21 protein-coding genes are annotated in these 22,057 nt (G+C 70.6%); 13 read left to right on the top strand and 8 right to left on the bottom strand.

All coding sequences use genetic code 11. The annotated features are described in order from the left end of the window. Positions 1-48 precede the first annotated feature (48 nt). Both ACQEWB_RS04840 and ACQEWB_RS04835 read left to right on the top strand, forming a co-directional pair. Complete coding sequence (locus ACQEWB_RS04840) at positions 49-1,353, top strand: DUF6986 family protein (RefSeq protein ID WP_432827380.1); 1,305 nt, start codon at positions 49-51, stop codon at positions 1,351-1,353. A 99-nt stretch (positions 1,354-1,452) separates the two neighbouring features. Continuing rightward, a complete protein-coding gene (locus ACQEWB_RS04835; protein WP_432827378.1) occupies positions 1,453-3,492 on the top strand; it encodes a protein kinase domain-containing protein in 2,040 nt (679 codons plus the stop codon). On the opposite strand, the gene ACQEWB_RS04830 is transcribed toward ACQEWB_RS04835, so the two are convergent. Both ACQEWB_RS04830 and ACQEWB_RS04825 read right to left on the bottom strand, forming a co-directional pair. Next, a complete protein-coding gene (locus ACQEWB_RS04830; RefSeq protein ID WP_432827376.1) occupies positions 3,438-4,232 on the bottom strand; it encodes a hypothetical protein in 795 nt (264 codons plus the stop codon). The genes ACQEWB_RS04835 and ACQEWB_RS04830 overlap by 55 nt on opposite strands. 6 nt (positions 4,233-4,238) lie before the next feature. Continuing rightward, the gene (locus ACQEWB_RS04825) at positions 4,239-5,348 is read right to left on the bottom strand and encodes a LacI family DNA-binding transcriptional regulator (protein WP_432827374.1); all 1,110 of its coding nucleotides are present in this window, start codon (positions 5,346-5,348) and stop codon (positions 4,239-4,241) included. 187 nt (positions 5,349-5,535) lie between these two features. Between ACQEWB_RS04825 and ACQEWB_RS04820 the strand changes: the two genes are divergently transcribed. Further along, positions 5,536-6,483 (top strand): ROK family protein, encoded by a 948-nt coding sequence (locus ACQEWB_RS04820; protein WP_432827372.1) that lies wholly within the window; start codon positions 5,536-5,538, stop codon positions 6,481-6,483. Between the two features lie 49 nt (positions 6,484-6,532). Here the strand turns inward: ACQEWB_RS04820 and ACQEWB_RS04815 are convergent, their stop codons facing one another. Continuing rightward, entirely contained in the window at positions 6,533-8,554 is a 2,022-nt protein-coding gene (locus tag ACQEWB_RS04815; RefSeq protein WP_432827370.1) for an NPCBM/NEW2 domain-containing protein, read from the bottom strand. Between the two features lie 267 nt (positions 8,555-8,821). Between ACQEWB_RS04815 and ACQEWB_RS04810 the strand changes: the two genes are divergently transcribed. From ACQEWB_RS04810 to ACQEWB_RS04785, 6 genes are all read left to right on the top strand, one after another. Then, positions 8,822-10,090, top strand: coding sequence for an ABC transporter substrate-binding protein (locus ACQEWB_RS04810; RefSeq protein ID WP_432827368.1), 1,269 nt, complete (start codon positions 8,822-8,824; stop codon positions 10,088-10,090). 35 nt (positions 10,091-10,125) lie between these two features. After that, a complete protein-coding gene (locus ACQEWB_RS04805; protein WP_432827366.1) occupies positions 10,126-11,082 on the top strand; it encodes a carbohydrate ABC transporter permease in 957 nt (318 codons plus the stop codon). After that, complete coding sequence (locus ACQEWB_RS04800) at positions 11,079-11,942, top strand: carbohydrate ABC transporter permease (RefSeq protein ID WP_432827364.1); 864 nt, start codon at positions 11,079-11,081, stop codon at positions 11,940-11,942. The genes ACQEWB_RS04805 and ACQEWB_RS04800 overlap by 4 nt, the downstream gene beginning before the upstream one ends. A gap of 691 nt (positions 11,943-12,633) precedes the next feature. After that, positions 12,634-12,858, top strand: coding sequence for a hypothetical protein (locus tag ACQEWB_RS04795; protein WP_432827362.1), 225 nt, complete (start codon positions 12,634-12,636; stop codon positions 12,856-12,858). Between the two features lie 38 nt (positions 12,859-12,896). Then, positions 12,897-13,109 carry a hypothetical protein gene (locus ACQEWB_RS04790; protein WP_432827360.1) on the top strand — a complete coding sequence of 71 codons (213 nt, stop codon included), beginning with the start codon at positions 12,897-12,899 and terminating at the stop codon, positions 13,107-13,109. Between the two features lie 146 nt (positions 13,110-13,255). Then, positions 13,256-14,296, top strand: a complete 1,041-nt coding sequence (locus tag ACQEWB_RS04785; protein WP_432827358.1) for an NUDIX hydrolase — start codon at positions 13,256-13,258, stop codon at positions 14,294-14,296. On the opposite strand, the gene ACQEWB_RS04780 is transcribed toward ACQEWB_RS04785, so the two are convergent. From ACQEWB_RS04780 to ACQEWB_RS04770, 3 genes are all read right to left on the bottom strand, one after another. Further along, positions 14,266-14,505, bottom strand: coding sequence for a hypothetical protein (locus tag ACQEWB_RS04780; RefSeq protein WP_432827356.1), 240 nt, complete (start codon positions 14,503-14,505; stop codon positions 14,266-14,268). The two genes, ACQEWB_RS04785 and ACQEWB_RS04780, sit on opposite strands and share 31 nt — an antisense overlap. Positions 14,506-14,890: 385 nt before the next feature. Next, positions 14,891-15,601, bottom strand: coding sequence for an MBL fold metallo-hydrolase (locus ACQEWB_RS04775; protein ID WP_432827354.1), 711 nt, complete (start codon positions 15,599-15,601; stop codon positions 14,891-14,893). Between the two features lie 61 nt (positions 15,602-15,662). Then, a complete protein-coding gene (locus ACQEWB_RS04770) occupies positions 15,663-17,018 on the bottom strand; it encodes a dipeptidase (RefSeq protein WP_432827352.1) in 1,356 nt (451 codons plus the stop codon). 131 nt (positions 17,019-17,149) lie between these two features. Between ACQEWB_RS04770 and ACQEWB_RS04765 the strand changes: the two genes are divergently transcribed. Next, positions 17,150-18,448, top strand: coding sequence for a geranylgeranyl reductase family protein (locus ACQEWB_RS04765; protein ID WP_432827350.1), 1,299 nt, complete (start codon positions 17,150-17,152; stop codon positions 18,446-18,448). Positions 18,449-18,501: 53 nt separating this feature from the next. Here ACQEWB_RS04765 and ACQEWB_RS04760 read toward each other — a convergent pair whose 3' ends face one another. Then, complete coding sequence (locus ACQEWB_RS04760) at positions 18,502-18,951, bottom strand: nitroreductase family deazaflavin-dependent oxidoreductase (protein ID WP_432827348.1); 450 nt, start codon at positions 18,949-18,951, stop codon at positions 18,502-18,504. A 191-nt stretch (positions 18,952-19,142) separates the two neighbouring features. Between ACQEWB_RS04760 and ACQEWB_RS04755 the strand changes: the two genes are divergently transcribed. From ACQEWB_RS04755 to ACQEWB_RS04745, 3 genes are all read left to right on the top strand, one after another. After that, positions 19,143-19,826 carry a TetR/AcrR family transcriptional regulator gene (locus ACQEWB_RS04755; protein ID WP_432827346.1) on the top strand — a complete coding sequence of 228 codons (684 nt, stop codon included), beginning with the start codon at positions 19,143-19,145 and terminating at the stop codon, positions 19,824-19,826. A gap of 100 nt (positions 19,827-19,926) precedes the next feature. Next, positions 19,927-21,150: a sensor histidine kinase gene (locus tag ACQEWB_RS04750; RefSeq protein WP_432827344.1), complete on the top strand. Its 1,224-nt coding sequence runs from the start codon at positions 19,927-19,929 to the stop codon at positions 21,148-21,150. After that, the gene (locus ACQEWB_RS04745; protein ID WP_432827342.1) at positions 21,147-21,812 is read left to right on the top strand and encodes a response regulator; all 666 of its coding nucleotides are present in this window, start codon (positions 21,147-21,149) and stop codon (positions 21,810-21,812) included. Before ACQEWB_RS04750 ends, ACQEWB_RS04745 begins: the two co-directional genes overlap by 4 nt. Here the strand turns inward: ACQEWB_RS04745 and ACQEWB_RS04740 are convergent. Next, complete coding sequence (locus ACQEWB_RS04740; protein WP_432827340.1) at positions 21,773-22,057, bottom strand: DUF6332 family protein; 285 nt, start codon at positions 22,055-22,057, stop codon at positions 21,773-21,775. The genes ACQEWB_RS04745 and ACQEWB_RS04740 overlap by 40 nt on opposite strands.

Below are 22,057 nucleotides of genomic sequence, written 5' to 3'. Positions count from 1 at the left end.
TCAACGGATTGTTGATTCCGTAGGGTGGAAAACAGGAGGGTGTGGGCAATGGGCCAGGGTCAGCAGGAGAAGGTCGCGACGAGCCTCGCGGGCGCCGTCAGCGAGGAGATCAGCGCCTCCCTCGCGCCGGTCGACGCGGAGCTGGAGCGCCACTACCCCGGCGACCCCGGCACCCGTCAGCCCGTCCACACGGTGTACGTCCCCGGTGACGTCTTCGCCGCCGACACCGTCCGCTCCTGGGGCGACCAGGCCCTCGCCGCGCTCGACGAACACGCCCCGGACGCCGCCTCCTTCGCCGCCGTCCTCGGCCTCTCCGACGAGCTCGCCGAGCCCGTGTACGCGCGCGTGCGGGCCAAGTTGGAGCGCGAGCCCATCGAGGACCTGCGGGTGGACTTCGAGGACGGCTACGGCCCCCGACCGGACGCAGAGGAGGACGCGGCGGCGGCCCGTGCGGCGCGGCTGATCGCGGAGGCGTACGAGAACGGGACCGCGGCGCCGTACATGGGCATCCGTATGAAGTGCATGGAGGCGCCGGTCCGTGACCGGGGCATCCGCACCCTCGACGTCTTCCTCACCGGCCTGATGGAGGCCGGCGGGCTGCCGGACGGGCTGGTGCTGACGCTGCCCAAGGTGACGTACGCCGAGCAGGTCACCGCCATGGTGCGGCTGCTCGAGGAGTTCGAGAAGGCGCGCGGGCTCTTGGCCGGGCGGATCGGCTTCGAGATCCAGATCGAGACCAGTCAGTCCATCCTCGCCACCGACGGCACCGCGACCGTCGCCCGGATGATCCAGGCCGCCGAGGGCCGGGCCACCGGACTGCACTACGGCACCTTCGACTACAGCGCCTGCCTCGGCGTCTCCGCCGCCTACCAGGCCAGCGACCACCCGGCCGCCGACCACGCCAAGGCGATCATGCAGGTCGCGGCGGCGGGCACGGGCGTACGGGTCTCGGACGGCTCGACCAACGTGCTGCCGGTCGGGCCGACGGCGAAGGTCCACGACGCGTGGCGCCTGCACTACGGCCTCACCCGCCGCGCCCTGGCCCGCGCCTACTACCAGGGCTGGGACATGCACCCCGGCCACATCCCCACGCGTTACGCGGCCGTGTTCGCCTTCTACCGCGAGGGATTCGAGCAGGCCGCGGCCCGGCTCGCCCGGTACGCCAACCGGGCCGGCGGCGACGTCATGGACGAGCCCGCCACCGCCAAGGCGCTCAGCGGCTATCTGCTGCGCGGACTGGACTGCGGCGCCCTCGACATCGCCGAGGTCGCCCGCGTGACCGGACTGACCCGGTCCGACCTGGAGGGCTTCGCCTCGCCGCGTCGAGGTGACCTGACGGCGTCCGCCAAGTAGCGGACCTGTCACAGCACTCACCGGCGGCTGGTGTTGTCACACCCGCCCCGTAGTCTGTACGGCACGCATTGGTGTGTCACAGGAACGGGGCGGGCAGCGGTGGCTTCGGGGGAATCCTCAGGCGGAAACGGCCAGGCGGACGGGACCGGCCGGCTGCTGGCAGGGCGCTATCGCGTCGTGTCCCAGCTCGGTCGCGGCGGCATGGGCGTCGTCTGGAGAGCCGTCGACGAGGTCCTCGGCCGCGAGGTCGCCGTCAAGGAGCTGCGCACCTACAGCGACGCCGACGGACCCGAACTGGCCGACCTGCGGGTGCGGATGCAGCGCGAGGCCCGTGCGGCGGCCCGGGTCCGGCACCCAGGAGTCGTGGCCGTGCACGACATCGGTGAGGTCGACGGCCGTCCGCTGATCGTCATGGAGCTCGTCGACGGGCCGTCCCTGGACGACGTGTTGCGTGAGCGCGGGCCCCTCGACCCGCGCGAGGCGGCCGGGATCGGCGCCAAGGTGATGGAGGCGCTGGCCGCCGCCCACCGGGCCGGTGTGCTGCACCGCGACGTGAAGCCAGGCAACATCCTGCTCGACCGCTCCGGCCGCGTCCTCCTGACCGACTTCGGCATCGCCTCCATGGAGGACCCGGACGACGGTTCGGACACCCGTCTGACCCGCACCGGTGCGCTCGTCGGCTCCCTGGACTACCTGGCGCCCGAGCGCGCCCAGGGCGGCGATCCCGGCGCGGCCTCGGACATCTGGGCCCTGGGCGCCACGCTGTACGCAGCCGTCGAAGGAACCTCACCCTTCCGCCGTACATCGACGTACTCCACGCTCACCGCGATCATCGGCGAGCCCCTCCCGGAACCCCGGCGCGCGGGCCCCCTCGGCCCCGTACTCCAACAGCTCATGGACAAGCGCCCCGAGGCGCGTCCGGAGGCCGAGGAGGCGGTGGCGCTGCTCCAGTCGGTGGCGGACGCGGCAGCCACGGATTCGCCGACGACCACACTGCGGGGCGGCACGGCACCGAGAGCGGAGACGGAGCGCAGTGTTCCGGCGGTGCCGCCGATACCGGGCGAGGCTGGGCCGACAAGGCCCGCTGTGTCCCAGGGCCCCGGCGGCCACGATGCGACAAATCCGGCCGCTGTGCACGGCCTTGGCGCCGCCCAGCCGCCAAGTCCCGCGGGAGCGCCCGGATTCGGAGCCCCCGCGCAGGGCGCCCAGGGCTTCGGACCCCACGGGCAGGGCGCGCCCGCACCGGACGGCCGGGCCGCCGCGACCCCGCAAGGCTTCGGCGCGTCCACCCCCGAGGGCCAGGGCGCCCCCACCCCGCTCGGCTTCGGCGCGACCGCGGCCGAAGGGCAGGCCGCTCCGCCCTCGCTCGGCTTCGGCGCCCCCATACCGCCGGACCAGGCCCTCACCGGCCCCATGCCGGCCGCCTCGGACTCCCCCCGGCGCAACAAGGGCCGCGTCCTGCTCGCCGCCGTCGCCGTCACCCTCGTTCTCGCGGGCGCCGGAACCGCCGTCGCCCTGCTGAACGACACGGGCGACAGCGAGGCCGGCGGTCGGCCCTCCTCGTCCGGCACGAGTCCCGCCGCCGGCTCCTCGGCCTTGGAGCGCACCGACTCCGGTCACCCCAGCGCCTCCAAGTCCCCGGGGAAGGGCGGCAAGAAGACCCCGAGCGCGTCGGCGACGCCGGGCGGGAAGGGCGGGACCGGGCCCAGCAGCGGCGCCTCCTCGTCCGCCCCGGCCCACTCCTCGGGCGGCGGCACCACCGGCGGTGGCACCTCGGGCGGCACGACCGGCGGCAGCGACAGCGGCGGCTCCGCAAGCGGCGGTACGACCGGCGGAAGCGGGTCCACCAGCCCGGCCCCGGCCTGTACCTCCATAGGCGGCGGCAAGTACAACTGCACGGTCTGGCGCGAGGCCAAGTCCTACACCGCCTCCGGCACCGAGGTCGGCGTCCTCGGCGCGGGCACCAACTACTTCTTCTGCCAGCAGAACCTGGGCCGCCGCGAGACCTACGGCCAGTGGACCAACGTCTGGTGGGCGAAGACCGACGACGACAGCGGCAACACCGACGTCTACGTCAGCGACGTCTACATCAAGGGCGGCGACAACGACGAGCCCGTCCCCGGACTCCCGGTCTGCTGAGGTCGTACGAGCCGCTCCAGGCCGGACTCCGTCACCAGCTTCTCCTCCGCGAACACCCGCGTACCGCGCTCGCACAGCAGCCGGTCGGCCCGCGCCCGCGCACAGAACTCCTCGGGCGTGACCCCGAACAGCTCCCTCAACCGCGGGAATCCGGCCAGGAGTTCGGTGAGCAGCGCCCGCTGGCCCGGGTGCGGCCGGGGCGCGCCGGTGCCGTCGTGCAGGACCCCGCGCCGGTTGACGTACACGAACGCGCCCGGCAGTACCGTCCCGTCCGCCAGCTCGATGCGGACGTCGGCCGAAGGCAGCCAGGCGCGCCGGTAGTTGCCCTCCGGCAGCGGCACGCCCTCGCTCGCGTCGATCACCGCGAGCTGCTCGGCGTCGAGCCAGGTCACGAACAACTCCCGTATCGCGTCCGGCGATTCGACCGGTGACGCCGACACGTATCCCAGGCGGCTCACGTGCGCGGAAACGCCCACGTCGATGCCGGTGACCCGGGTCCGCACCATCGGGATCGGGGAGGCGATCTGGAACTCGGTCATCTTGTGGCGCAGTTGGCCCGGGCAGGCGTTGGAGCCGACCGCGAGGACGGGGGTCCGGTCCTCGTGCACCAGCCGGTCGAGCGGGAGGAGCCGGTCGCCGTCGAGCAGTCCGGACTCGGCCGGCCACGCGCCCGGGTACTGAAGGGGATGGTCGCGCGGGGCCACGGCCAGCCCCAGCGCCTCCAAGGTGTCGCCGAGCACGGCCGCTCAGTCCGTCGGCGGCAGTTCGCCCGAGCCGCGGGTGATCAGTCGCGTCGGCAGCTCGATGCGCTCCGGCGCGATCAGGTCGCCGTCCAGCTGGCGGAAGAGCCGCTCTGCGGCCGTACGGCCGAGTGCCGCCGCGTCCTGCGCCACCACCGTCACGCCCGGCTGAAGCAGGTCCGCGAGCTCGATGTCGTCGAAGCCGACGAAGGCGATCCGGCGGCTCTGCTCGGCCAGCACCCGCACCACGGTGACCGTCACACGGTTGTTGCCCGCGAAGATCGCCGTCACCGGATCCGGCCCGGTGAGCATCTCCTCGGCCGCCCGGCGCACCCGGTGCGGATCGGTGACGCCCAGGGACATCCAGGCGTCCTCGACCGGAATGCCCGCGTCCTCCATCGCGGCCCGGTAGCCGCGCAGTCGCTCGGCGGCCGTGTGGATGCGGGGCATGTCGCCGATGAAGCCGATCCGGCGGTGGCCGTGGGCGATGAGGTGGGCGACGCCGTCGCGGGCGCCGCCGTAGTTGTCCGAGAGGACGACGTCGGCGTCGATCTGCCCGGCCGGCCGGTCCACGAAGACCGTGGCGACACCCGCCTTTATCTCCGGCTCCAGATAGCGGTGGTCGTCACCCGCCGGGATCACCACCAGCCCGTCCACCCGCCGCGCGCACAGCGCGAGCGCCAACTCCTGCTCGCGGTCCGGGTCCTCCGCGCTGGAGCCGTTGATCAGCAGCGCCCCGTGGGCCCGGGCGACCTCCTCGACCGCGCGGCTGAGGGGGCCGTAGAACGGGTCGGCGAGATCCTCCAGGACCAGGCCGATGCTGGCGGTGCGGCCCTTGCGCAGCACGCGGGCGCTGTCGTTGCGCCGGAAGCCCAGCGCGTCGATGGCCTCCTGGACCCGGCGCTCCGTCTCGGGGGTGACGCCGGGTTCGCCGTTGACGACACGGGAGACGGTCTTGAGACCGACCCCGGCGCGTGCGGCCACGTCCTTCATGGTCGGACGGTTGCCATATCTGGCCCCGGCGTGGCGGTCTGTGCGGCGGGCGGTCTCGGGCACGATGCGCTGTCCTGTCTCGTCTCGTCCACGGGTCTCGTTCACGGGGATGCGTCGGACCATGAGTTTGTATGAGGATGTGGCGTCGAGCATAGAGCCTGGACAACGTTGTCATATGCGAGAGAGACTGTCCACCGCAATCTCCGGCCTGCGACCCCACCGCGAGACCGGTCCACTCTTCTCCGTAGTTGAAGGGGGAACTTTCCCCTGGTCGACGGGGACCGAAGGTTTTCGGGGAGATCCGACACTGATGCACACCGACCTCGTGGCCGCGCTAGACATCGGCGGCACCAAGATCGCCGGCGCCCTGGTGGACGGGCACGGCCAGATCCTGGTGCGCGCGCAGCGCGCGACGCCAGCGCAGGAGGACGGCGACACCGTGATGGGCGCCGTGCAGGAGGTCCTCGGCGAACTGACCGCCTCGCCCCTGTGGGGACGGGCCACGGCCCTCGGTATCGGCAGCGCCGGTCCGGTGGACGCGTCCGCGGGCACGGTGAGTCCGGTGAACGTGCCGGGATGGCGCGATTACCCCCTCGTACGGCGGGTCCGGGAGGCGGCCGGCGGGCTGCCGGTCGAGCTGATCGGCGACGGCGTGGCCATCACGGCGGCCGAGCACTGGCAGGGCGCCGCCCGCGGTCACGACAACGCGCTGTGCATGGTGGTCTCCACCGGTGTCGGCGGTGGCCTGGTGCTCAACGGCCAGCTGCACCCGGGTCCGACCGGCAACGCGGGCCACATCGGCCACATCAGCGTCGACCTCGACGGCGACCTGTGCCCGTGCGGCTCGCGCGGCTGCGTGGAGCGCATCGCGAGCGGGCCCAACATCGCCCGCCGGGCCATCGAGAACGGCTGGCGGCCGGGCCCCGACGGCGATACGTCGGCCGCCGCGGTCGCCGCCGCGGCTCAGGCCGGCGACCCGGTCGCCGTGGCCTCCTTCGAGCGGGCCGCGCAGGCGCTGGCCGCCGGTATCGCGGCCACCGCGACCCTGGTCGAGATCGACATCGCGGTGATCGGCGGGGGAGTGGGCAAGGCGGGCGAGGTCCTGTTCACGCCGCTGCGCAAGGCGCTCGGCGACTACGCGACCCTGTCCTTCGTGCAGCGCCTGGCGATCACGCCGGCCCAGATGGGCACGGACGCAGGCCTTGTGGGAGCGGCCGCGGCCGCGCTCGCCAGGCGGACGGACGCGGCCGCGGTCTGACGGGCCCTGAGGCAGGAACGTTCCCCCACTGCTGGGCCCCTTCCCGGGCTCAGCAGCTCAACTGAGCGTCCCCCCAGTCGGCGTGGTCCGAGTCGATGCCGTCTCCGCCGTCGGTGACGACGAGGCGGACCACTTGGGCGCCGGTCACGTCGGCGGTGAGCGGCTGGGCCGGCATCGCGTTGGTGAGGACGCCGGTCGAGGCGACCTTGGTGCCGTCGGCCCAGACCTCGAAGGCGACGGTGCCCTTGGCGCCCTTCTCGTCGTCGACGCCGACGTCCGCGGTGACCGTCTCGCAGGCCTTGCCGGTGTAGAACGCGACGGCGCTCTCCGCGTGGACGCCGAGTCCCTTGCCGTACACGACCCCGCCGACGGTGATCGGGTGCCCGTCGCCCGCGGCACTCTCGCCGTTGCTGGTATTGCGCTCGACGGGACCATAGCCGTTGGTGGCCGACAGCCACGGAAGGTCGCCGAGCCCGGAGACGCCCGACGGCGGCGGCACGACGACGGACGCCGTCAGGGGCAGCGCGCTGTCGACGCGGATCCCGTTCGGGGAGCGGTAACTCGCCTTGAGCGTCAGGTCGTACGATCCCGTCGGCGTCCCGGCCGGTGCGGTGACCGACCATCCGGTGCGCAGGGAGCGGCCGGTCGGGAGGGCCTTGGCCGTGGTCCGCGAAGTGGCCTTCACGGTCCACCCGTCGGGCCCGGTCAGCTTGACGGACACCCTCTCGGCCCGCGTGCGGCCGAGGTCGGTGACGACGGAGGTCAGGGCCGCGGCCTTGCCGGCCTCGACCAACGGGCTGCCGTCCAGGCCGAGTTCGACGGCCGGCGGATGCGCGGCCCACTTGCGGTCGGCGGAGACCCGGACGAGAACCGTGCCGTGCGCCGGGACGGTCGCCGCGATGGTGCCCGCGGTGTTGTAGCTCCGGTGCTGCCACAGGTCGCGCTGGGTGTAGGCGCGGGCGGCGGGCAGGCCGACCGCGGCGGCGGTGGTGGAGATGTGCTGGGCGGTGCCGGTCTCGTTGAAGAGGGCCACCGCGCGGCTGCCGTCCTGCATCTCCTTGGCGACGACCCAGCGCCCGCCCTCGGACGAGACGACCGTGCCCTGCTTGCCCAACGGGTCCTGGTCGACGGCGATGACCTCCTTGTTGTCCAGGATGTCGAAGGTCGCCTGGGAGGCCTTGCGCAGGTCGGAGCCGATGAGGAGCGGGGCGGCCATGACCGACCACATCGAGAAGTGCGAGCGGTACTCGGTGTCGGTCATACCGCCGTTGCCGACCTCCAGCATGTCGGGGTCGTTCCAGTGGCCGGGGCCGGCGTACGGGGCGAGCGGCAGGTTCTGCTTCAGGATGGACAGCATCGAGCCCCAGCTGTCGCTGATGTCACCGGTCGTACGCCACAAGTGGCCCACGTCCGAAGCCCATTCCCAGGGTTTGTTCTGACCCCATTCGCAAATGCTGTAGACGATGGGCCGGCCGGTCGCCTTGAGGGCGTCGCGCATGGTGGTGTAGCGCAACTTGGCGTCCACACCTTGGTTGTTGCAGTTGTCGTACTTGAGGTAGTCCACGCCCCAGTCCGCGAACTGCTGGGCGTCGCTGTACTCGTGGCCGAGGGCGCCCGGGAAACCGGCGCTGTTGCAGGTCTTGGTGCCCGCGCTGGTGTAGATGCCGAGCTTGAGACCCTTGGAGTGCACATAGTCGGCGACCGCCTTGATCCCGTTCGGGAAGCGGACCGGGTCCGGCACGAGTTTGCCGTCGGCGTCGCGGCTGGGCAGGGCCCAGCAGTCGTCGAGGTTGACGTACTGGTAGCCCGCGTCCTTAAGGCCTTTCTCGACGAAGAGGTCGGCGATTCCCTCGACCATGGACTCGTTGAACTCGGCACGGCAGTGCGTGGAGTTCCAGTTGTTGAAGCCCATCGGAGGGGTGAGGGCGAGGCCGTCGGCCAGGGTGGGCGCGGCGGGCCCGGCGGCGGGTGCCGCGGCGGCCGGCACGGCCAGTCCGGCCGCGGCGAGGAGTCCCGCGGCGATCCCTCCCACCACTCTTCGGCGGGTTGTGCGGGCGTGAAGGTGACGCATCGTTACGTTCCTCCGAACACGCGAAAGGTTGGATGACGTCATGTCCCCGTCATGGGTGCGCGTTTACGGTAGGACGTGTCTGACTGTGTTGGAAGAGATGAGGTAACGGTTGTTCGATATGCCGTCAGAACCCTTGACGCCAAGGCCAGACGGAGGTGAGATCCAAGCCACGCGTTCGGTTGTGTTGGGTGGTACCCCGAGGAGGGGCACATGGCACAGTCTTCCTTCCGCCCGTTGGTCCAGTCCAGGCTTGGGGCAGGTCATCGGATGTCCCGGCGAAATCTCTTGCGTGGCGCGGCCCTTGGCGTCGGCGCGGTCACCCTGCCCGCGCTGCTCTCGGCGTGCGGCGAGGGACCCGGCGGCAACAAGAAGGAGGTGACCGTCGGCTCCAACGCCTCGGACGCCGTACCGAAGAAGGCGTACGCGGCGGCCTTCCAGGCGTACGAGAAGAAGTCCGGGAAGAAGGTGAAGGTCAACACCAAGGACCACAACGACTTCCAGGAGAACATCAACCGCTATCTCCAGGGCACCCCCGACGACGTCTTCATGTGGTTCGCGGGTTACCGCATGCAGTACTTCGCGGAGAAAGGGCTGCTGACCGAGATCAGCGATGTCTGGAAGACCTTCTCGGGATTCTCGGACGCCCTGAAGGACCAGTCCACGCACGACGGCAAACAGTACTTCGTGCCGTACTACTACTATCCGTGGGCCGTCTTCCACCGTAAGAGCCTGTTCCAGCAGAAGGGCTATCAACAGCCCACGAAATGGGACGACTTCATCGCGCTCGCCAAGCAGATGCAGAAGGACGGCAATCCGGTCGCCTTCTGCGACAAGGACGGCTGGCCGGCGATGGGCACTTTCGACTACATCAATCTCCGGCTGAACGGCTACGACTTCCACAAGTCCCTGATGGCGGGCGAGGAATCGTGGACCGACACCAAGGTGAAGAACGTCTTCGACACCTGGCGCGAACTCATGCCGTACTACCAGAAGGGCGCCCTCGGCCGGACCTGGGAGGAGGCCGGGCAGAGCCTTCAGCAGCGCAAGACCGGCATGGCCGTGTTCGGCATGCCGCACCCCGGCACCCAGTTCCCGGCGAACGAGCGCGATGACATCGACTTCTTCGCCTTCCCCGAGATCGACGCGCAGTGGGGTCAGGACGCCGTCGAGGCGCCCATCGACGGGTTCCTCGTGGCGAAGAAGGCCAAGAACCTCACCGGCGCGAAAGAGCTGCTCAAGTGGCTCGGCAAGCCCGAGGCCGAGAACACCTATCTCAAGTACGACCCCAACAACGTGGCCGTCAACGACGGCGCCGACACGTCCTCGTACAGCGCCCTGCAGAAGAAGTCCGCGCAGCTCGTCTCGGGCGCCAAACAGATCTCGCAGTTCCTGGACCGCGACACCCGGCCCGACTTCGCCTCGACGGTGATGATCCAGTCCATCCAGGACTTCATCGGCAACCCGAAGGACGTCGACGGGCTGTGCAACAGCATCGAGCGGCAGAAGAAGACCATCTTCTCGCAGCCCGTCGGCTGATCAGTGTCCGTCGGTTCATCACCGTCCGTCGGTTCATGACCGTCCGTCGGCTGATCACTGGGGGAATTCGTTCCGTGGCGCTCACCTTCCCGCGGCGCGCCGGAGGGCGACGGCGGCTGAGGCGGTTCACCCGCCGTGACGTCGTCGTCCTCGGCTTGCTGCTCGGCATCCCGATCCTGCTCGACATCGTCATCGTCTGGGGCCCGACGCTCGCCTCGATCGGGCTGTCCTTCACCGCCTGGGACGGCATCGGCGACATCCACTGGGTCGGGCTGGACAACTACAGGAACCTCGCCGACAACTACCCGCCGTTCTGGCCGGCCGTCCGCCACAACATCATGTGGCTGCTCTTCCTCGGCCTGATCGCCACGCCCTTCGGCCTCCTCCTGGCCGTCCTCATCGACCGGGGCGTCCGCTTCAGCCGCTTCTACCAGTCCGTCCTCTACCTGCCGGTCGTGCTCTCGCTCGCCATCGTCGGCTTCATCGCCCAGCTGATCCTCGGCACCGACCAGGGCGTCATCAACACGGTCCTCAACAACCACGACGACCCCATCGACTGGCTGGGCGACTCCCACCTCAACCTCTGGATGATCATGATCGCGGCGGGCTGGCGGCACGTCGGCTACGTGATGATCCTCTACCTGGCCGGGCTGAAGGCCGTCGACCCCCAGCTCAAGGAAGCCGCGGCGATCGACGGCGCCAACGAACGCCAGACCTTCTTCCGTGTCGTCTTCCCGACCATGCGCCCGGTCAACGTCATCGTCGGCGTCATCACGGTGATCGAGGCACTGCGCGCCTTCGACATCGTCTACGCCGTCAACAAGGGCCGCAACGGCCTGGAACTCCTCTCCGTCCTCATCACCGACAACATCATCGGCGAGGCCAGCCGCATCGGCTTCGGCTCCGCGATCGCGGTGGTCCTGCTCGTCGTATCCCTCGGATTCATCGTGACGTTCCTCGTCCAGGAGCTGCGAGGTGCGCGCGACCGATGACGGCAGACACCCGGCGCGGCCGTTGGGGCGTGCACATCTTCCTCACGGCGGTCTCGCTCCTCTTCCTCGCACCCCTGCTGCTCGCCGTCTACGCCAGCCTGCGCCCGTACGACGACACGGCGCAGCACGGCTACCTCTCCTGGCCGAAGCACCTCTCCCTCGACTACTACCGCCGGGCCTACACCGAGTCCGGCATGGGCAAGTACTTCACCAACACCCTGCTGATCGCCGTCCCCGCGGTGATCGTGACGCTCTTCCTGGCGGCGTTCGTCGCCTTCGCGGTCTCCCGTCTGAAACTCCGCGGCGGAATCGTGCTCCTGATGTTCTTCACGGCGGGCAACCTGCTGCCCCAACAGGTGCTCGTGACACCCCTGTACGTCCTCTTCAACAAGATCCCGCTGCCCTGGTGGATGTCCGACTCGCTCACGATGTACGACTCCTACTGGGCCGTGATCCTCGTCAACATCGGCTTCCAGATGGGCTTCTGCGTCTTCGTCCTCGCCAACTTCATGCGCACCCTGCCCCAGGAGATCCTGGAGGCGGCGATCGTGGACGGCGCGGGCGTGTGGACCCAGTTCTGGCGCATCACCCTGCCCCTGTGCCGCCCCGCCCTCGCGGCCCTCGCCACCCTCGAATTCACCTGGATCTACAACGACTTCCTCTGGGCCCTGATCTTCATCTCCAACCCCGACAAGCTGCCCATCACGTCCTCCCTGAACAACCTGCGCGGCCAGTTCTTCACGGACTACAACCTGCTGGCCGCGGGCTCGGTCCTGGTAGCCCTCCCGACGATCCTGGTCTTCCTGCTCCTGCAACGGCACTTCATCGCGGGGCTCACGCTGGGGTCGACGAAGGGGTGACGCGCGGGCGCCAACTGTGGTCGAGTTGGTTGGGAAGACTTCACGCAGGCCCATCAGTCGACAGCCGGGTCGGTTGCCGATGACTTTCGGCCATTCCAAACGAAGTTGGTAGATCCGGACGATCTTCTATTCGATCATCGGGGATCTTGAGAATGATCGATCAGGGAAAAGTTGGTTGAGAGTCGATCATTGATCTTCCCGGATCATGAATGGCGACGCAGGTGAAAGGGTATCTGTGCGGGCGGCGTGATCGAATACAGTCAAGACGAGTTGGCTGAGGGTGGATGCCAGCTCGGCCTGGATACCGCCAACTCTCGCCAACTTGATGTCCAGTAGTTTTCTCTTGGGCGGGTTGGCGTAGTGCCCGTGATGCCCGGCAGCCCATGGCCATGTGGGGCCTTTCCGCAGGTGACGTGCCCTGAACCCGAACCGTGAAACGCTCCTGCCCGCCCGCAGCGGGTCACCGGCGCACCGATAACCACCTTCGCCGGTCGGGCGGTCACTGGTTGTTGCCGGTTTCCGACAGAGTGTTCTTCGAGGCCGAGCACAATGAAAATGCGGCCCCCCGCTGACGACGGGGAGCCGCTGGTGACAATTCGCTCGGCTCAAGGAGGGAATCATCAATACTCAGGGTACGGGGCGTCAGCCCCGGAACGAAACCGTGGCATCGCATTCGGGCCGCGCTCGGGTTGTGCCCACCGGTGTTGCCGTTACCGGTGCGATCATTGCCGCCGCCGTCCGAGATCACGCAGTCGCGTTCATGACCGCGTCGGCCGTCATCGCACTCCTGGCCGTGCTCATGGTCGCGGCGGTGCCGGCCATCTGGTCGCGCAAGCCCGAACGCCGCAACGCGGCTCTGGTCGTGCTCCGCATGCTGCTTGGCCGGCGCTGGAGTTCCCGCCGGCCGGTCGGCTGAACCGTGACCCTCGGCCCGTCCCGGCAGTTGGACCGGGCATGAAGAAGCGCAGCATGCTTGCCATCGCCTCCCTCGCCACCGGCTTCGTCGTCGCCGCCATCACCCCCTCGCACGGGGGCGGCCACCAGGTGCTCGGTGATCACCAGACGCTTGGCGACCTGAGCGTCGAGGACACCGTCGGCACGGTCGCGGACACCGTCGGCGACGGCAGTCTCTCCGACACCGGCAAGGTCCTCGGGCAGAACGACTGACCCGGCCGACGGGCCGGAAAGCGGCGCCGGTAGCCCCTGCTCCAGGGGGTACCGGCGCCGCCCCATGTGCGCCCTCAACTGCGGCTGGTTTCCGTGGCAGGGTGGAGCGGGCAAGCCTCAGGGGGCCAACATAAGAGGGGGAGTCCGTGATCGTCTGGATCAACGGCGCGTTCGGTGCGGGCAAGACCACCACCGCACGGGAACTGATCGAGCTGATCCCGAACAGCACGCTCTTCGACCCCGAGGTCGTCGGCGGGACGCTGGCACACCTGCTGCCGGCCAAGCACCTCGCCGAGGTCGGCGACTACCAGGACCTGCCGAGCTGGCGGCGCCTGGTGATCGAAACGGCGGCCGCCATGCTCGCCGAGCTCGGCGGGACCCTCGTGGTCCCGATGACCCTGTTGCGCCAGGAGTACCGCGACGAGATCTTCGGCGGCCTCGCCGCCCGCCGGATCACCGTCCGGCACATACTCCTGGCACCGGCCGAAACGATCCTGCGGGAGCGAATAGCCGACCGGGAGGTCCCGCCCGACCTCCCCGACGGCGAGATGCGGGTACGGCAGTGGTCGTACGATCACATCGAGCCGTACCGCACCGCCCTCGCCTCCTGGCTCACCGCGGACGCCCATCCCGTCGACACCGGCACCCTCACCCCGTACGAGACCGCCGTCCGCATCGCCGAGGCCGTCGCCACCGGCGAGGTGCCGGTGTGCGACATCGTGCAGACGCCCGAGCCGACCGCCGAGACCATCGCCGCGGGCGTCCTCCTCTTCGACGAGCAGGACCGGGTGCTGCTCGTCGACCCCACCTACAAGGCCGGCTGGGAGTTCCCCGGCGGTGTCGTCGAACCCGGCGAGGCGCCCGCCCGCGCGGGGATGCGCGAGGTCGCCGAGGAGACCGGCATCCACCTCGTCGACGTACCGCGCCTCCTGGTCGTCGACTGGGAGGCGCCACGCCCGCCCGGATACGGCGGCCTCCGCCTCCTCTTCGACGGCGGCCGCCTCGACTCCGCCGAGGCCGCCCGGCTCATGCTGCCCGGCCCCGAACTGCGCGACTGGCGCTTCGCCACCGAGGAGGAGGCCGCGGATCTGCTGCCGCCGGTGCGCTACGAACGGCTGCGGTGGGCGCTGCGGGCACGGGAGCGCGGGGCGGCGCTCTATCTGGAGGCCGGCATCCCGGCGCCGTGACCGCAGGAGTCGTAGTCCCAGAGTTTGTACGGCGGTGCAGCCAGCCCGCTCTCCTCCTGGAACCGCCTGCTGAACTCGTCCATCGCGGCGGCCGTCCGCGCATGCCGCGCAGTGAGGTCGGCGGCGGCCTCCGGAATGCCCTCGGGGCGGGCGCCGTCGGCGCAGGCGCGGACGAAGGCGGAGCGCTCCTCGCCGCGGTGGCCGTACAACTCCGTGACCAGCCGGAGGAGGCGTTCTCCGCGTGTCCTGCGGCGAGTTGGGCGCGGAGCCAGTCGTGGACGGTGTGCGGGACGTACTCCAGGAAGAGTGCGACGCTCGCGGTGGCCGTCCGCACGGCCTCGATGTGCCGGGAGGAGGTTCTCGGTCTCGGGCAGGACTCGCCAGTGATGTATGAGAGGGAAGCCCGAAAACGCTTGCGACAGAACCCAGTTGGTCGTCATCTCATGCACGGTCAACTCCCGCCAGGCGCCGAAACCCGGGCTGGGGACGAAGACCTGAACGCCGTCGGCCTCGAGCAGGGTGGCCCGCCCACCGACCCCGTGCCCGGCCGGTGCACCGGCCGCCACCAGCGCGCCGAGCTCCGGATCCCCATCTTCAGCCCGTCGGTCGGTACGTGTCCGCCGAACGTCGGATCGCGGCCGAGGCCTTTCCGACCACCGGGTCGCCGTGGCCGAAGCAGGCCACGTCCGTGTCGAGTTCGGCCAGGCGGTGGAAGGAGGTGACGGCCTGGGTGCGGTCGAGGTTGAAGACGCCGAGCATCACCTTGCCGTCGACCGGCGAGGCCGCGACGGCGTCACCGCTGAACAGGACGCCGTGGGACGGGAGATGGAGGGCGATGCTGCCGTGGGTGTGGCCGGGGACGTGGATCACGTCGGCTCCGCCGCCGAAGCCGAGGGCGTCGCCGTCGGAGAGTTCGGTGATCGTCGCCGGGCGGAACCAGCAGCCTTGCGGCAGGAGTTGGGAGGCCCCCGCGTACAGGGGGCGCTCCCACTCCTCGAACTCCGGCGGCGGGGCCGGGAGTTCTCCGCGTACGAACGGGGCGTCCGCGTGGTGGGCGAGCACCTCCGCTCCGCCGCACAGTTCGGCGAGTTCGGCCGCTCCGCCCGCGTGGTCCTCGTGGAAATGGGTCAACACGATACGTCGTACCGTCCCGAGGGGCTTCGCCACGGCGGCGATGGCCGCCGCAGAGCCCGGCGGACCCGCGTCGATCAGGGTCAACGTGGTGCCGTCGCGCCAGAGGTAGGCCTGGCCGACCGGGAAGCGCAGGAGGTGGAGGTGACCGGGGAGGAGTTCTACGACGTCCATGGAGGCGACCGTAAGAGGGCCCCCGTCCGTGGACGAGGGCCCTCTGCTGATGGCAGAGCGGTCAGTTGGTCGCGTAGTTGCGCAGGAACAGTGCTTCTGTCACCGACAGGTGTTCCAGTTCCTCGGGGGAGACGCTCTCGTCGAGCGCGTGGATCTGGGCCTCCGGCTCGCTCAGGCCGATGAGGAGGATCTCGGCCTGCGGGTAGAGGGAGGCGAGGGTGTTGCAGAGGGGGATCGAGCCGCCCTGGCCGGCGTACTGCATCTCCTGGCCGGGGTAGGCGACCGACATGGCCTCGGCCATCGCCGCGTACGCCGGGCTGGTCGTGTCGGCGCTGAACGCCTGGCCCTGGCCGACCTGTTCGATGCTCACCCGGGCGCCCCACGGGGTGTGCGCCTCCAGGTGGGCCTGAAGAAGCTTGGTCGCGTGGGTGGCGTCCACGCCCGGGGGGACGCGGAGGCTGACCGTGGCGCGGGCGCCGGCCTGCACGGACGGGGTCGCGCCGACCACCGGCGGGCAGTCGATGCCGAGGACGGTGACCGCGGGGCGGGCCCAGATGCGGTCGGCGACCGTGCCGGAGCCGATCAGTTCGACGCCGTCCAGCACCTTGGCGTCCTGCCGGAACTGCTGCTCGTCGTATTGCAGGCCCTCCCACCGGGCCTCGGAGGTCAGTCCGTCGACCGTCGTCGAACCGTCTTCCGCGCGCAGCGAGTCGAGTACGCGGATCAGCGCGGCCAGCGCGTCGGGGGCCGCGCCGCCGAACTGGCCGGAGTGCAGGTTGCCTTCGAGGGTGTCGACGCGCACGCGGAGCATCGTCATGCCGCGCAGGGTCGTGGTGACCGTCGGCAGGCCGACCCGGAAGTTGCCCGCGTCGCCGATGACGATCGTGTCCGCGGTGAGGAGGTCGGGGTGCTCCTCGGCGTACCGCTCCAGACCGCCCGTGCCCATCTCCTCCGAGCCCTCGGCGATGAACTTGACGTGCACCGGCACACCGCCGTTCGCCTTCAGCGCGCGTAGAGCCAGCAGATGCATGATCACGCCGCCCTTGCAGTCGGCGGCCCCGCGCCCGTACCAGCGGCCGTCGCGCTCGGTCAGCTCGAAGGGCGGGGTGGTCCAGGCGGCCTCGTCCAGCGGGGGCTGCACGTCGTAGTGGGCGTAGAGCAGGACGGTCTTCGCGCCCTCGGGGCCCGGCAGGAAGCCGTAGACGGACTGGGTGCCGTCGGGGGTGTCGAGCAGAGCCACGTCCTGGAAGCCCTCGGCGGTGAGCGCGTCGGCGACCCAGTTCGCGGCGCCCTCGCTCTCGCTCTTCGGGAACTGCGCGAAGTCCGCCACCGACTTGAAGGCGACGAGCTCGGCGAGCTCCGCCCGTGCTCTCGGCATCAGCGAGGCGACGGTCTCGGCGACCGGATTCGACGACATGGGCACGCTCCTCGTGGGTGCGACGTTGTACTGGTGGATATCGAGATCCTCCCACAGTGGCCTGCGGCGACGTCGGTCGTAGGATGCGGGGGACAGTGCGGCAGCGGCTTGATCGGGAGCAGTAGACCATCGTGAGCAGCGAGAACTCTTCGGCGGACGACCCTTCGGCGGACGGCGTGCAGGACGACGTGCAGCGGGTGTGGGACGTCGTCGTGGTGGGCGCGGGACCCGCGGGGGCCTCGGCCGCCTATGCGGCGGCGGTCGCGGGGCGGCGCGTCCTGCTGCTGGAGAAGGCCGAGCTGCCGCGCTACAAAACCTGCGGCGGCGGCATCATCGGCCCCTCGCGCGACTCCTTGCCGCCCGGCTTCGAGCTCCCCTTCCGGGACCGGGTGCACGCGGTCACCTTCTCCAACAACGGCCGCTTCACGCGTACCCGCCGCTCCAAGCAGATGCTCTTCGGGCTGATCAACCGGCCCGAGTTCGACCAGCAGCTGGTCGAGCACGCGCAGAAGGCGGGCGCCGAGCTGCGTACGGGCGTCACCGTACAGCGGGTCGAGCAGCACGGTTCGGCGGTGCCGGACCGGCGGACGGTCGCCGTGGTGCTCCAGGGCGGCGAGACGCTGCTCGCGCGGGCCGTGGTGGGCGCGGACGGCAGCGCCAGCCGGATAGGAGCACACGTCGGGGTGAAGCTCGACCAGGTCGACCTCGGTCTGGAGGCGGAGATCCCGGTGCCCGAGACGGTCGCCGAGGACTGGCGGGGGCGGGTGCTCATCGACTGGGGGCCGATTCCCGGCAGTTACGGCTGGGTGTTCCCCAAGGGCGACACACTCACGGTCGGTGTGATCTCGGCGCGTGGTGAAGGTGCCGCCACCAAGCGGTACTTGGAGGAGTTCGTCGGGCGGCTCGGTCTCGCGGGGTTCGAACCGAGCATCTCCTCCGGCCACTTGACCCGCTGCCGGGCCGACGACTCGCCGCTCTCCCGCGGCCGGGTGCTCGTCTGTGGTGACGCGGCCGGGCTCCTTGAGCCGTGGACCCGCGAGGGCATCTCGTTCGCGCTGCGCTCGGGGCGGCTCGCGGGGGAGTGGGCGGTACGGATCGCCGAGGCGCACGACGCGGTGGACGCCCGTCGGCAGGCCCTCAACTACGCGTTCGCGATCAAGGCGGGGCTCGGCATCGAGATGAGCGTCGGCAGGCGCCTGCTGACGGCCTTCGAACGCCGCCCCGGCCTGTTCCACGCGGCCCTGACGGGATTCCGGCCGGCGTGGAACGCGTTCAAGGGGATCACCCAGGGAGCCACGTCCCTCGGCGAACTCGTCCGCACCCATCCGATGGCGCAGCGTGCACTGACGGCGTTCGACCGGCGTCAGCCGGGCGGTGACCCCGCTGCCACGGCCGAGCCGACCCCTGCGACGGAGGACGCCGGCTCCTGACTGGGAATATGACCGGGGCTACGGGTGGCGGGTGGCGGGCGGCGGCAACGCCGTCAGCCGCTGACGGTGATGCGGAACACCGGATGGTCCGGGGCGATACGGCGCAGGTCGGCGTCGGGGGAGTCCGGGCCGACGCCGTTGAAGAAGACGCCGACCTCGGCCTTCCAGCGCTTGAGGTACGCGCGCAGCAGCGGGACCTTGTCGTCGTCGGCGACCTCGGTGGCGGTGAACACCTCGGTGTTCTTGCCGAGGCGCAGCTCGCCGCCGCCGGCCGCGCGCATGTTGTGCGTCCACTGGACGTGACCGCGCGGAGCGAGCAGGTACTGCTGGCCGTCCACCGTCATCAGGTTCACGGGGGTGGTCCGCCACTCGCCGCTCTTGCGGCCGCGGACCGCGAGGACCCGGGAGCCCCAGACGCTGATGCCGCGGCGGGTCATCCAGGCGACGGCGCGGTTGAAGACGTTGACGGTGAACCAGCCGGGCTTCTGGACGTGCGTGGACATGAGGACCCCCATCGGTCGAGATCATTGATTGCGATTGAGAGAGCGCCGCTCGCCTTTGTGAGCACTGCTCTCGGTTGGCTTGGTGAAGAGTCTGCACCGGATCGGTGATCCAAAGCAAGAGCACTGCTCTCTTTTTTGTTCGGTGCTCTCGTTTGTGTGCACTGCTCTGGTTTCGTGGGACACTGAACCGCATGAGCAGCACACAAGGCGCCCGCGCCCGGGCCAGGATCGAAGTGACCGCGGCCATCAAGGACGAGGCACGCAGACAGCTCGCCGCCGAGGGTGCCGCCAAGCTCTCGCTGCGGGCCGTGGCACGCGAACTGGGCATGGTCTCCTCCGCCCTCTACCGCTACTTCCCCAGCCGGGACGACTTGCTGACCGCACTCATCATCGACGCGTACAACTCCGTCGGCGAGGCCGCGGAGGCGGCACAGCACACCGCGACAGCCCCCGTGCAGCGCTGGGTCGCCGTCTGCGAGGCAGTACGCACCTGGGCGCTCGCGCATCCCCACGAGTACGCGCTGATCTACGGCTCCCCGGTCCCCGGCTACACGGCCCCCCAGACCACCGTCCCCCCTGCCGCCCGCGTCGGCCTCGTCCTGATCGGCATCGTCCGCGACGCCCTGAAGGGCCCGGGCATCACCTTCCCCCCGCTCCCCGCCGAACTGCGCCCCGAGGCCGAACGCCTCACCGCCGACATCGCCCCCGACCTGCCACCGGCGGTGGGTGCGGCCCTGGTCGCGGCCTGGGCCCAGCTCTTCGGCCTGGTCGGGTTCGAACTGTTCGGCCAGTTCAACCGGGTCGTCGAGGACCGGGAGCCGTTCTTCCGGCATGCGGCGGACCGGCTCGCGCACGGAGTGGGGTTGAGAGGCTGAGGCGGGCGGGCGTATCGGTCGGCGTACTTCCCCGGGAGTACGCCCCGTCACCCCGCCCGGCTGACGCCCACCAGCGTGGATGCCGTCTAGCGTGGCGGGCATGGACGAGCAGCGTGGGCGTGGGGCGCCGCAGTGGTGGTGGCACGGGCCGCCGTGGCTGAATCGTTGGGGTGCGGAGGGGCGCGGGAACCGGTGGCCGTGGCCCTCCACCGTGCTGCTCACCTTCTTCGTGCTCGGCGGCTCCAACTACGCCGCCCACCGGCAGGAGGGCGTGCGGGCCGACCTCGACGTCTTCGCTCGCGTGCTGCTGATCGTCGGGTCGGCGCTGTTGCTGTGGCGGAAGCGGTATCCCGTGGCCGTCGCGTTCGGCACGGCCGGAGCCGCGATGCTCTATCTCGGCGCCGGTTATCCGTACGGGCCGGTCTTCTTCCCCGTCGCCCTGGCCTGCTTCGGCGCCATCGTCGCCGGGCATCGGCGGGCCGCCTGGACCGCGATGGGCATGCTCTGGGTCGGGCATGTGCTGGTGGCCCACTGGCTGTACCGGTGGCTGCCACCGTCCGCGGACTCGGCATCCCCCTGGGGGCAGGAGGCCGTGGTCGCCGCCTGGGTGGTGGCGATCACGGCGGTGGCCGAGCTCGCCCGGACCCGGCGTGAGCAGTGGGCCCGGGAGCGGGCCGAGCGGGCGCAGGCGGCCCGGCGGCGCGCGGACGAGGAACGGCTGCGGATCGCCCGTGAACTGCACGACGTCCTCGCCCACAGCATCTCGGTGATCAACGTCCAGGCCGGCGTCGGCCTGGCCCTCCTCGACACCGACCCCGAACAGGCGCGCACCGCACTCACCACCATCAAGGCCGCCAGTAAGGAGGCCCTCGGCGAGGTCCGTCAGGTCCTCGACACCCTCCGAACCCCGGGGGACGCGCCCCGCGCACCGGCCCCCGGCCTCGACCGGCTGCCCGAGCTGGTCCAGCAGGCGGCGAGCGCCGGACTGGCGGTGGAAGTGGACGGCGACCCGCCCCGGCTCGCGCCGGGCACGGACCTCGCCGCCTTCCGGATCGTCCAGGAAGCGCTCACGAACGTCGTACGGCACTCCGGTTCACGCCACGCGCGTGTGCACGTCGAGCACGACGCACGTGCGCTGCGGCTGCGGGTCGAGGACGACGGGCCCGCGACCGGCGCGGACGCGGGCGGCAGCGGCAACGGCCTGGCCGGAATGCGGGAACGGGCCGCCGCCCTGGGTGGCACGATCGAGGCGGGCCCGCGCCCCGACGGGGGCTTCCAGGTGCTCGCCGTACTCCCGCTCAAGGCCAAGGAGGACGACCGGTGATCCGCGTACTGCTCGCCGACGACCAGTCACTGGTGCGGGCCGGCTTCAAGGCGCTGCTCGACGCGCAGCCGGACATCGAGGTGGCCGGGGAGGCCGCGGACGGGGAGGAGGCGCTGCGCAGGGTGCGCGAACTGCGCCCCGACGTCGTCCTGATGGACATCCGGATGCCCGCGCTGGACGGGCTGGCCGCGACCCGCCGGATCACCGACGACGACGCCCTGAAGGGGGTGAAGGTCATCATGCTCACCACCTTCGAGCTCGACGAGTACGTCTTCGAAGCGATCCGTTCGGGCGCCTCCGGCTTCCTGGTCAAGGACACCGAACCGGACGAACTCCTGCGCGCGGTAAGGGCGGTGGTCGAGGGCGACGCGCTGCTCTCGCCGGGTGTGACGCGCCGTCTGATCGCGGAGTTCGCGGCCCGTTCCAAGGAGCCGGGGGTCGAAGGCGCCCTCGCCGAACTCACCGAGCGGGAAAGGGAGGTGATGGCTTTGGTCGGCATCGGCCTCTCCAACGACGAGATCGCCCGCCGCCTGGTCGTCAGCCCCCTCACCGCGAAGACCCACGTCAGCCGTACCATGGTCAAACTGGGCGCCCGCGACCGGGCCCAACTGGTCGTGCTGGCCTACGAGTCGGGGTTGGTGCGGCCCGGCTGGCTCGGCTGAAGCCCCCGCCGGAAGCGCGCCAGCACGCTCACGACCCGGGCGACGAACAGGACGGGCGCGAGCGCGAGTCCCGCACGCAGCAACACACCCTCCACGGTCGCCGGCAGATCGAAGAGCAGCGCCGGCCCGGCGACCGCACCGAACACGACCGCCGCCGCGAACACCGCGCTGACCAGCGCATAGCCGACCTCGACGATCACCGCGTCCTGCTCGGCCTTGTTGGGCCGTCCCCCGTACCCGTCCAT

It is taken from the genome of Streptomyces sp. CA-249302 (assembly GCF_050936785.1).
Lineage (GTDB): Bacteria > Actinomycetota > Actinomycetes > Streptomycetales > Streptomycetaceae > Streptomyces.
The sequence above is the reverse complement of the archived record's forward strand: the minus strand, read 5'-3'. Positions and strand labels throughout refer to the sequence as shown.

What these genes read in the sequence shown, in the direction of transcription:
- ACQEWB_RS04840 (WP_432827380.1), top strand. Translation starts at nt 49, where the DNA reads ATGGGCCAGGGTCAGCAGGAGAAGGTCGCGACGAGCCTCGCGGGCGCC.
- ACQEWB_RS04825 (WP_432827374.1), bottom strand. Translation starts at nt 5,348, where the DNA reads ATGGTCCGACGCATCCCCGTGAACGAGACCCGTGGACGAGACGAGACA.
- ACQEWB_RS04820 (WP_432827372.1), top strand. Translation starts at nt 5,536, where the DNA reads ATGCACACCGACCTCGTGGCCGCGCTAGACATCGGCGGCACCAAGATC.
- ACQEWB_RS04815 (WP_432827370.1), bottom strand. Translation starts at nt 8,554, where the DNA reads ATGCGTCACCTTCACGCCCGCACAACCCGCCGAAGAGTGGTGGGAGGG.
- ACQEWB_RS04810 (WP_432827368.1), top strand. Translation starts at nt 8,822, where the DNA reads ATGTCCCGGCGAAATCTCTTGCGTGGCGCGGCCCTTGGCGTCGGCGCG.
- ACQEWB_RS04805 (WP_432827366.1), top strand. Translation starts at nt 10,126, where the DNA reads ATGACCGTCCGTCGGCTGATCACTGGGGGAATTCGTTCCGTGGCGCTC.
- ACQEWB_RS04800 (WP_432827364.1), top strand. Translation starts at nt 11,079, where the DNA reads ATGACGGCAGACACCCGGCGCGGCCGTTGGGGCGTGCACATCTTCCTC.
- ACQEWB_RS04790 (WP_432827360.1), top strand. Translation starts at nt 12,897, where the DNA reads ATGAAGAAGCGCAGCATGCTTGCCATCGCCTCCCTCGCCACCGGCTTC.
- ACQEWB_RS04775 (WP_432827354.1), bottom strand. Translation starts at nt 15,601, where the DNA reads ATGGACGTCGTAGAACTCCTCCCCGGTCACCTCCACCTCCTGCGCTTC.
- ACQEWB_RS04770 (WP_432827352.1), bottom strand. Translation starts at nt 17,018, where the DNA reads ATGTCGTCGAATCCGGTCGCCGAGACCGTCGCCTCGCTGATGCCGAGA.
- ACQEWB_RS04760 (WP_432827348.1), bottom strand. Translation starts at nt 18,951, where the DNA reads ATGTCCACGCACGTCCAGAAGCCCGGCTGGTTCACCGTCAACGTCTTC.
- ACQEWB_RS04755 (WP_432827346.1), top strand. Translation starts at nt 19,143, where the DNA reads ATGAGCAGCACACAAGGCGCCCGCGCCCGGGCCAGGATCGAAGTGACC.
- ACQEWB_RS04750 (WP_432827344.1), top strand. Translation starts at nt 19,927, where the DNA reads ATGGACGAGCAGCGTGGGCGTGGGGCGCCGCAGTGGTGGTGGCACGGG.
- ACQEWB_RS04740 (WP_432827340.1), bottom strand. Translation starts at nt 22,057, where the DNA reads ATGGACGGGTACGGGGGACGGCCCAACAAGGCCGAGCAGGACGCGGTG.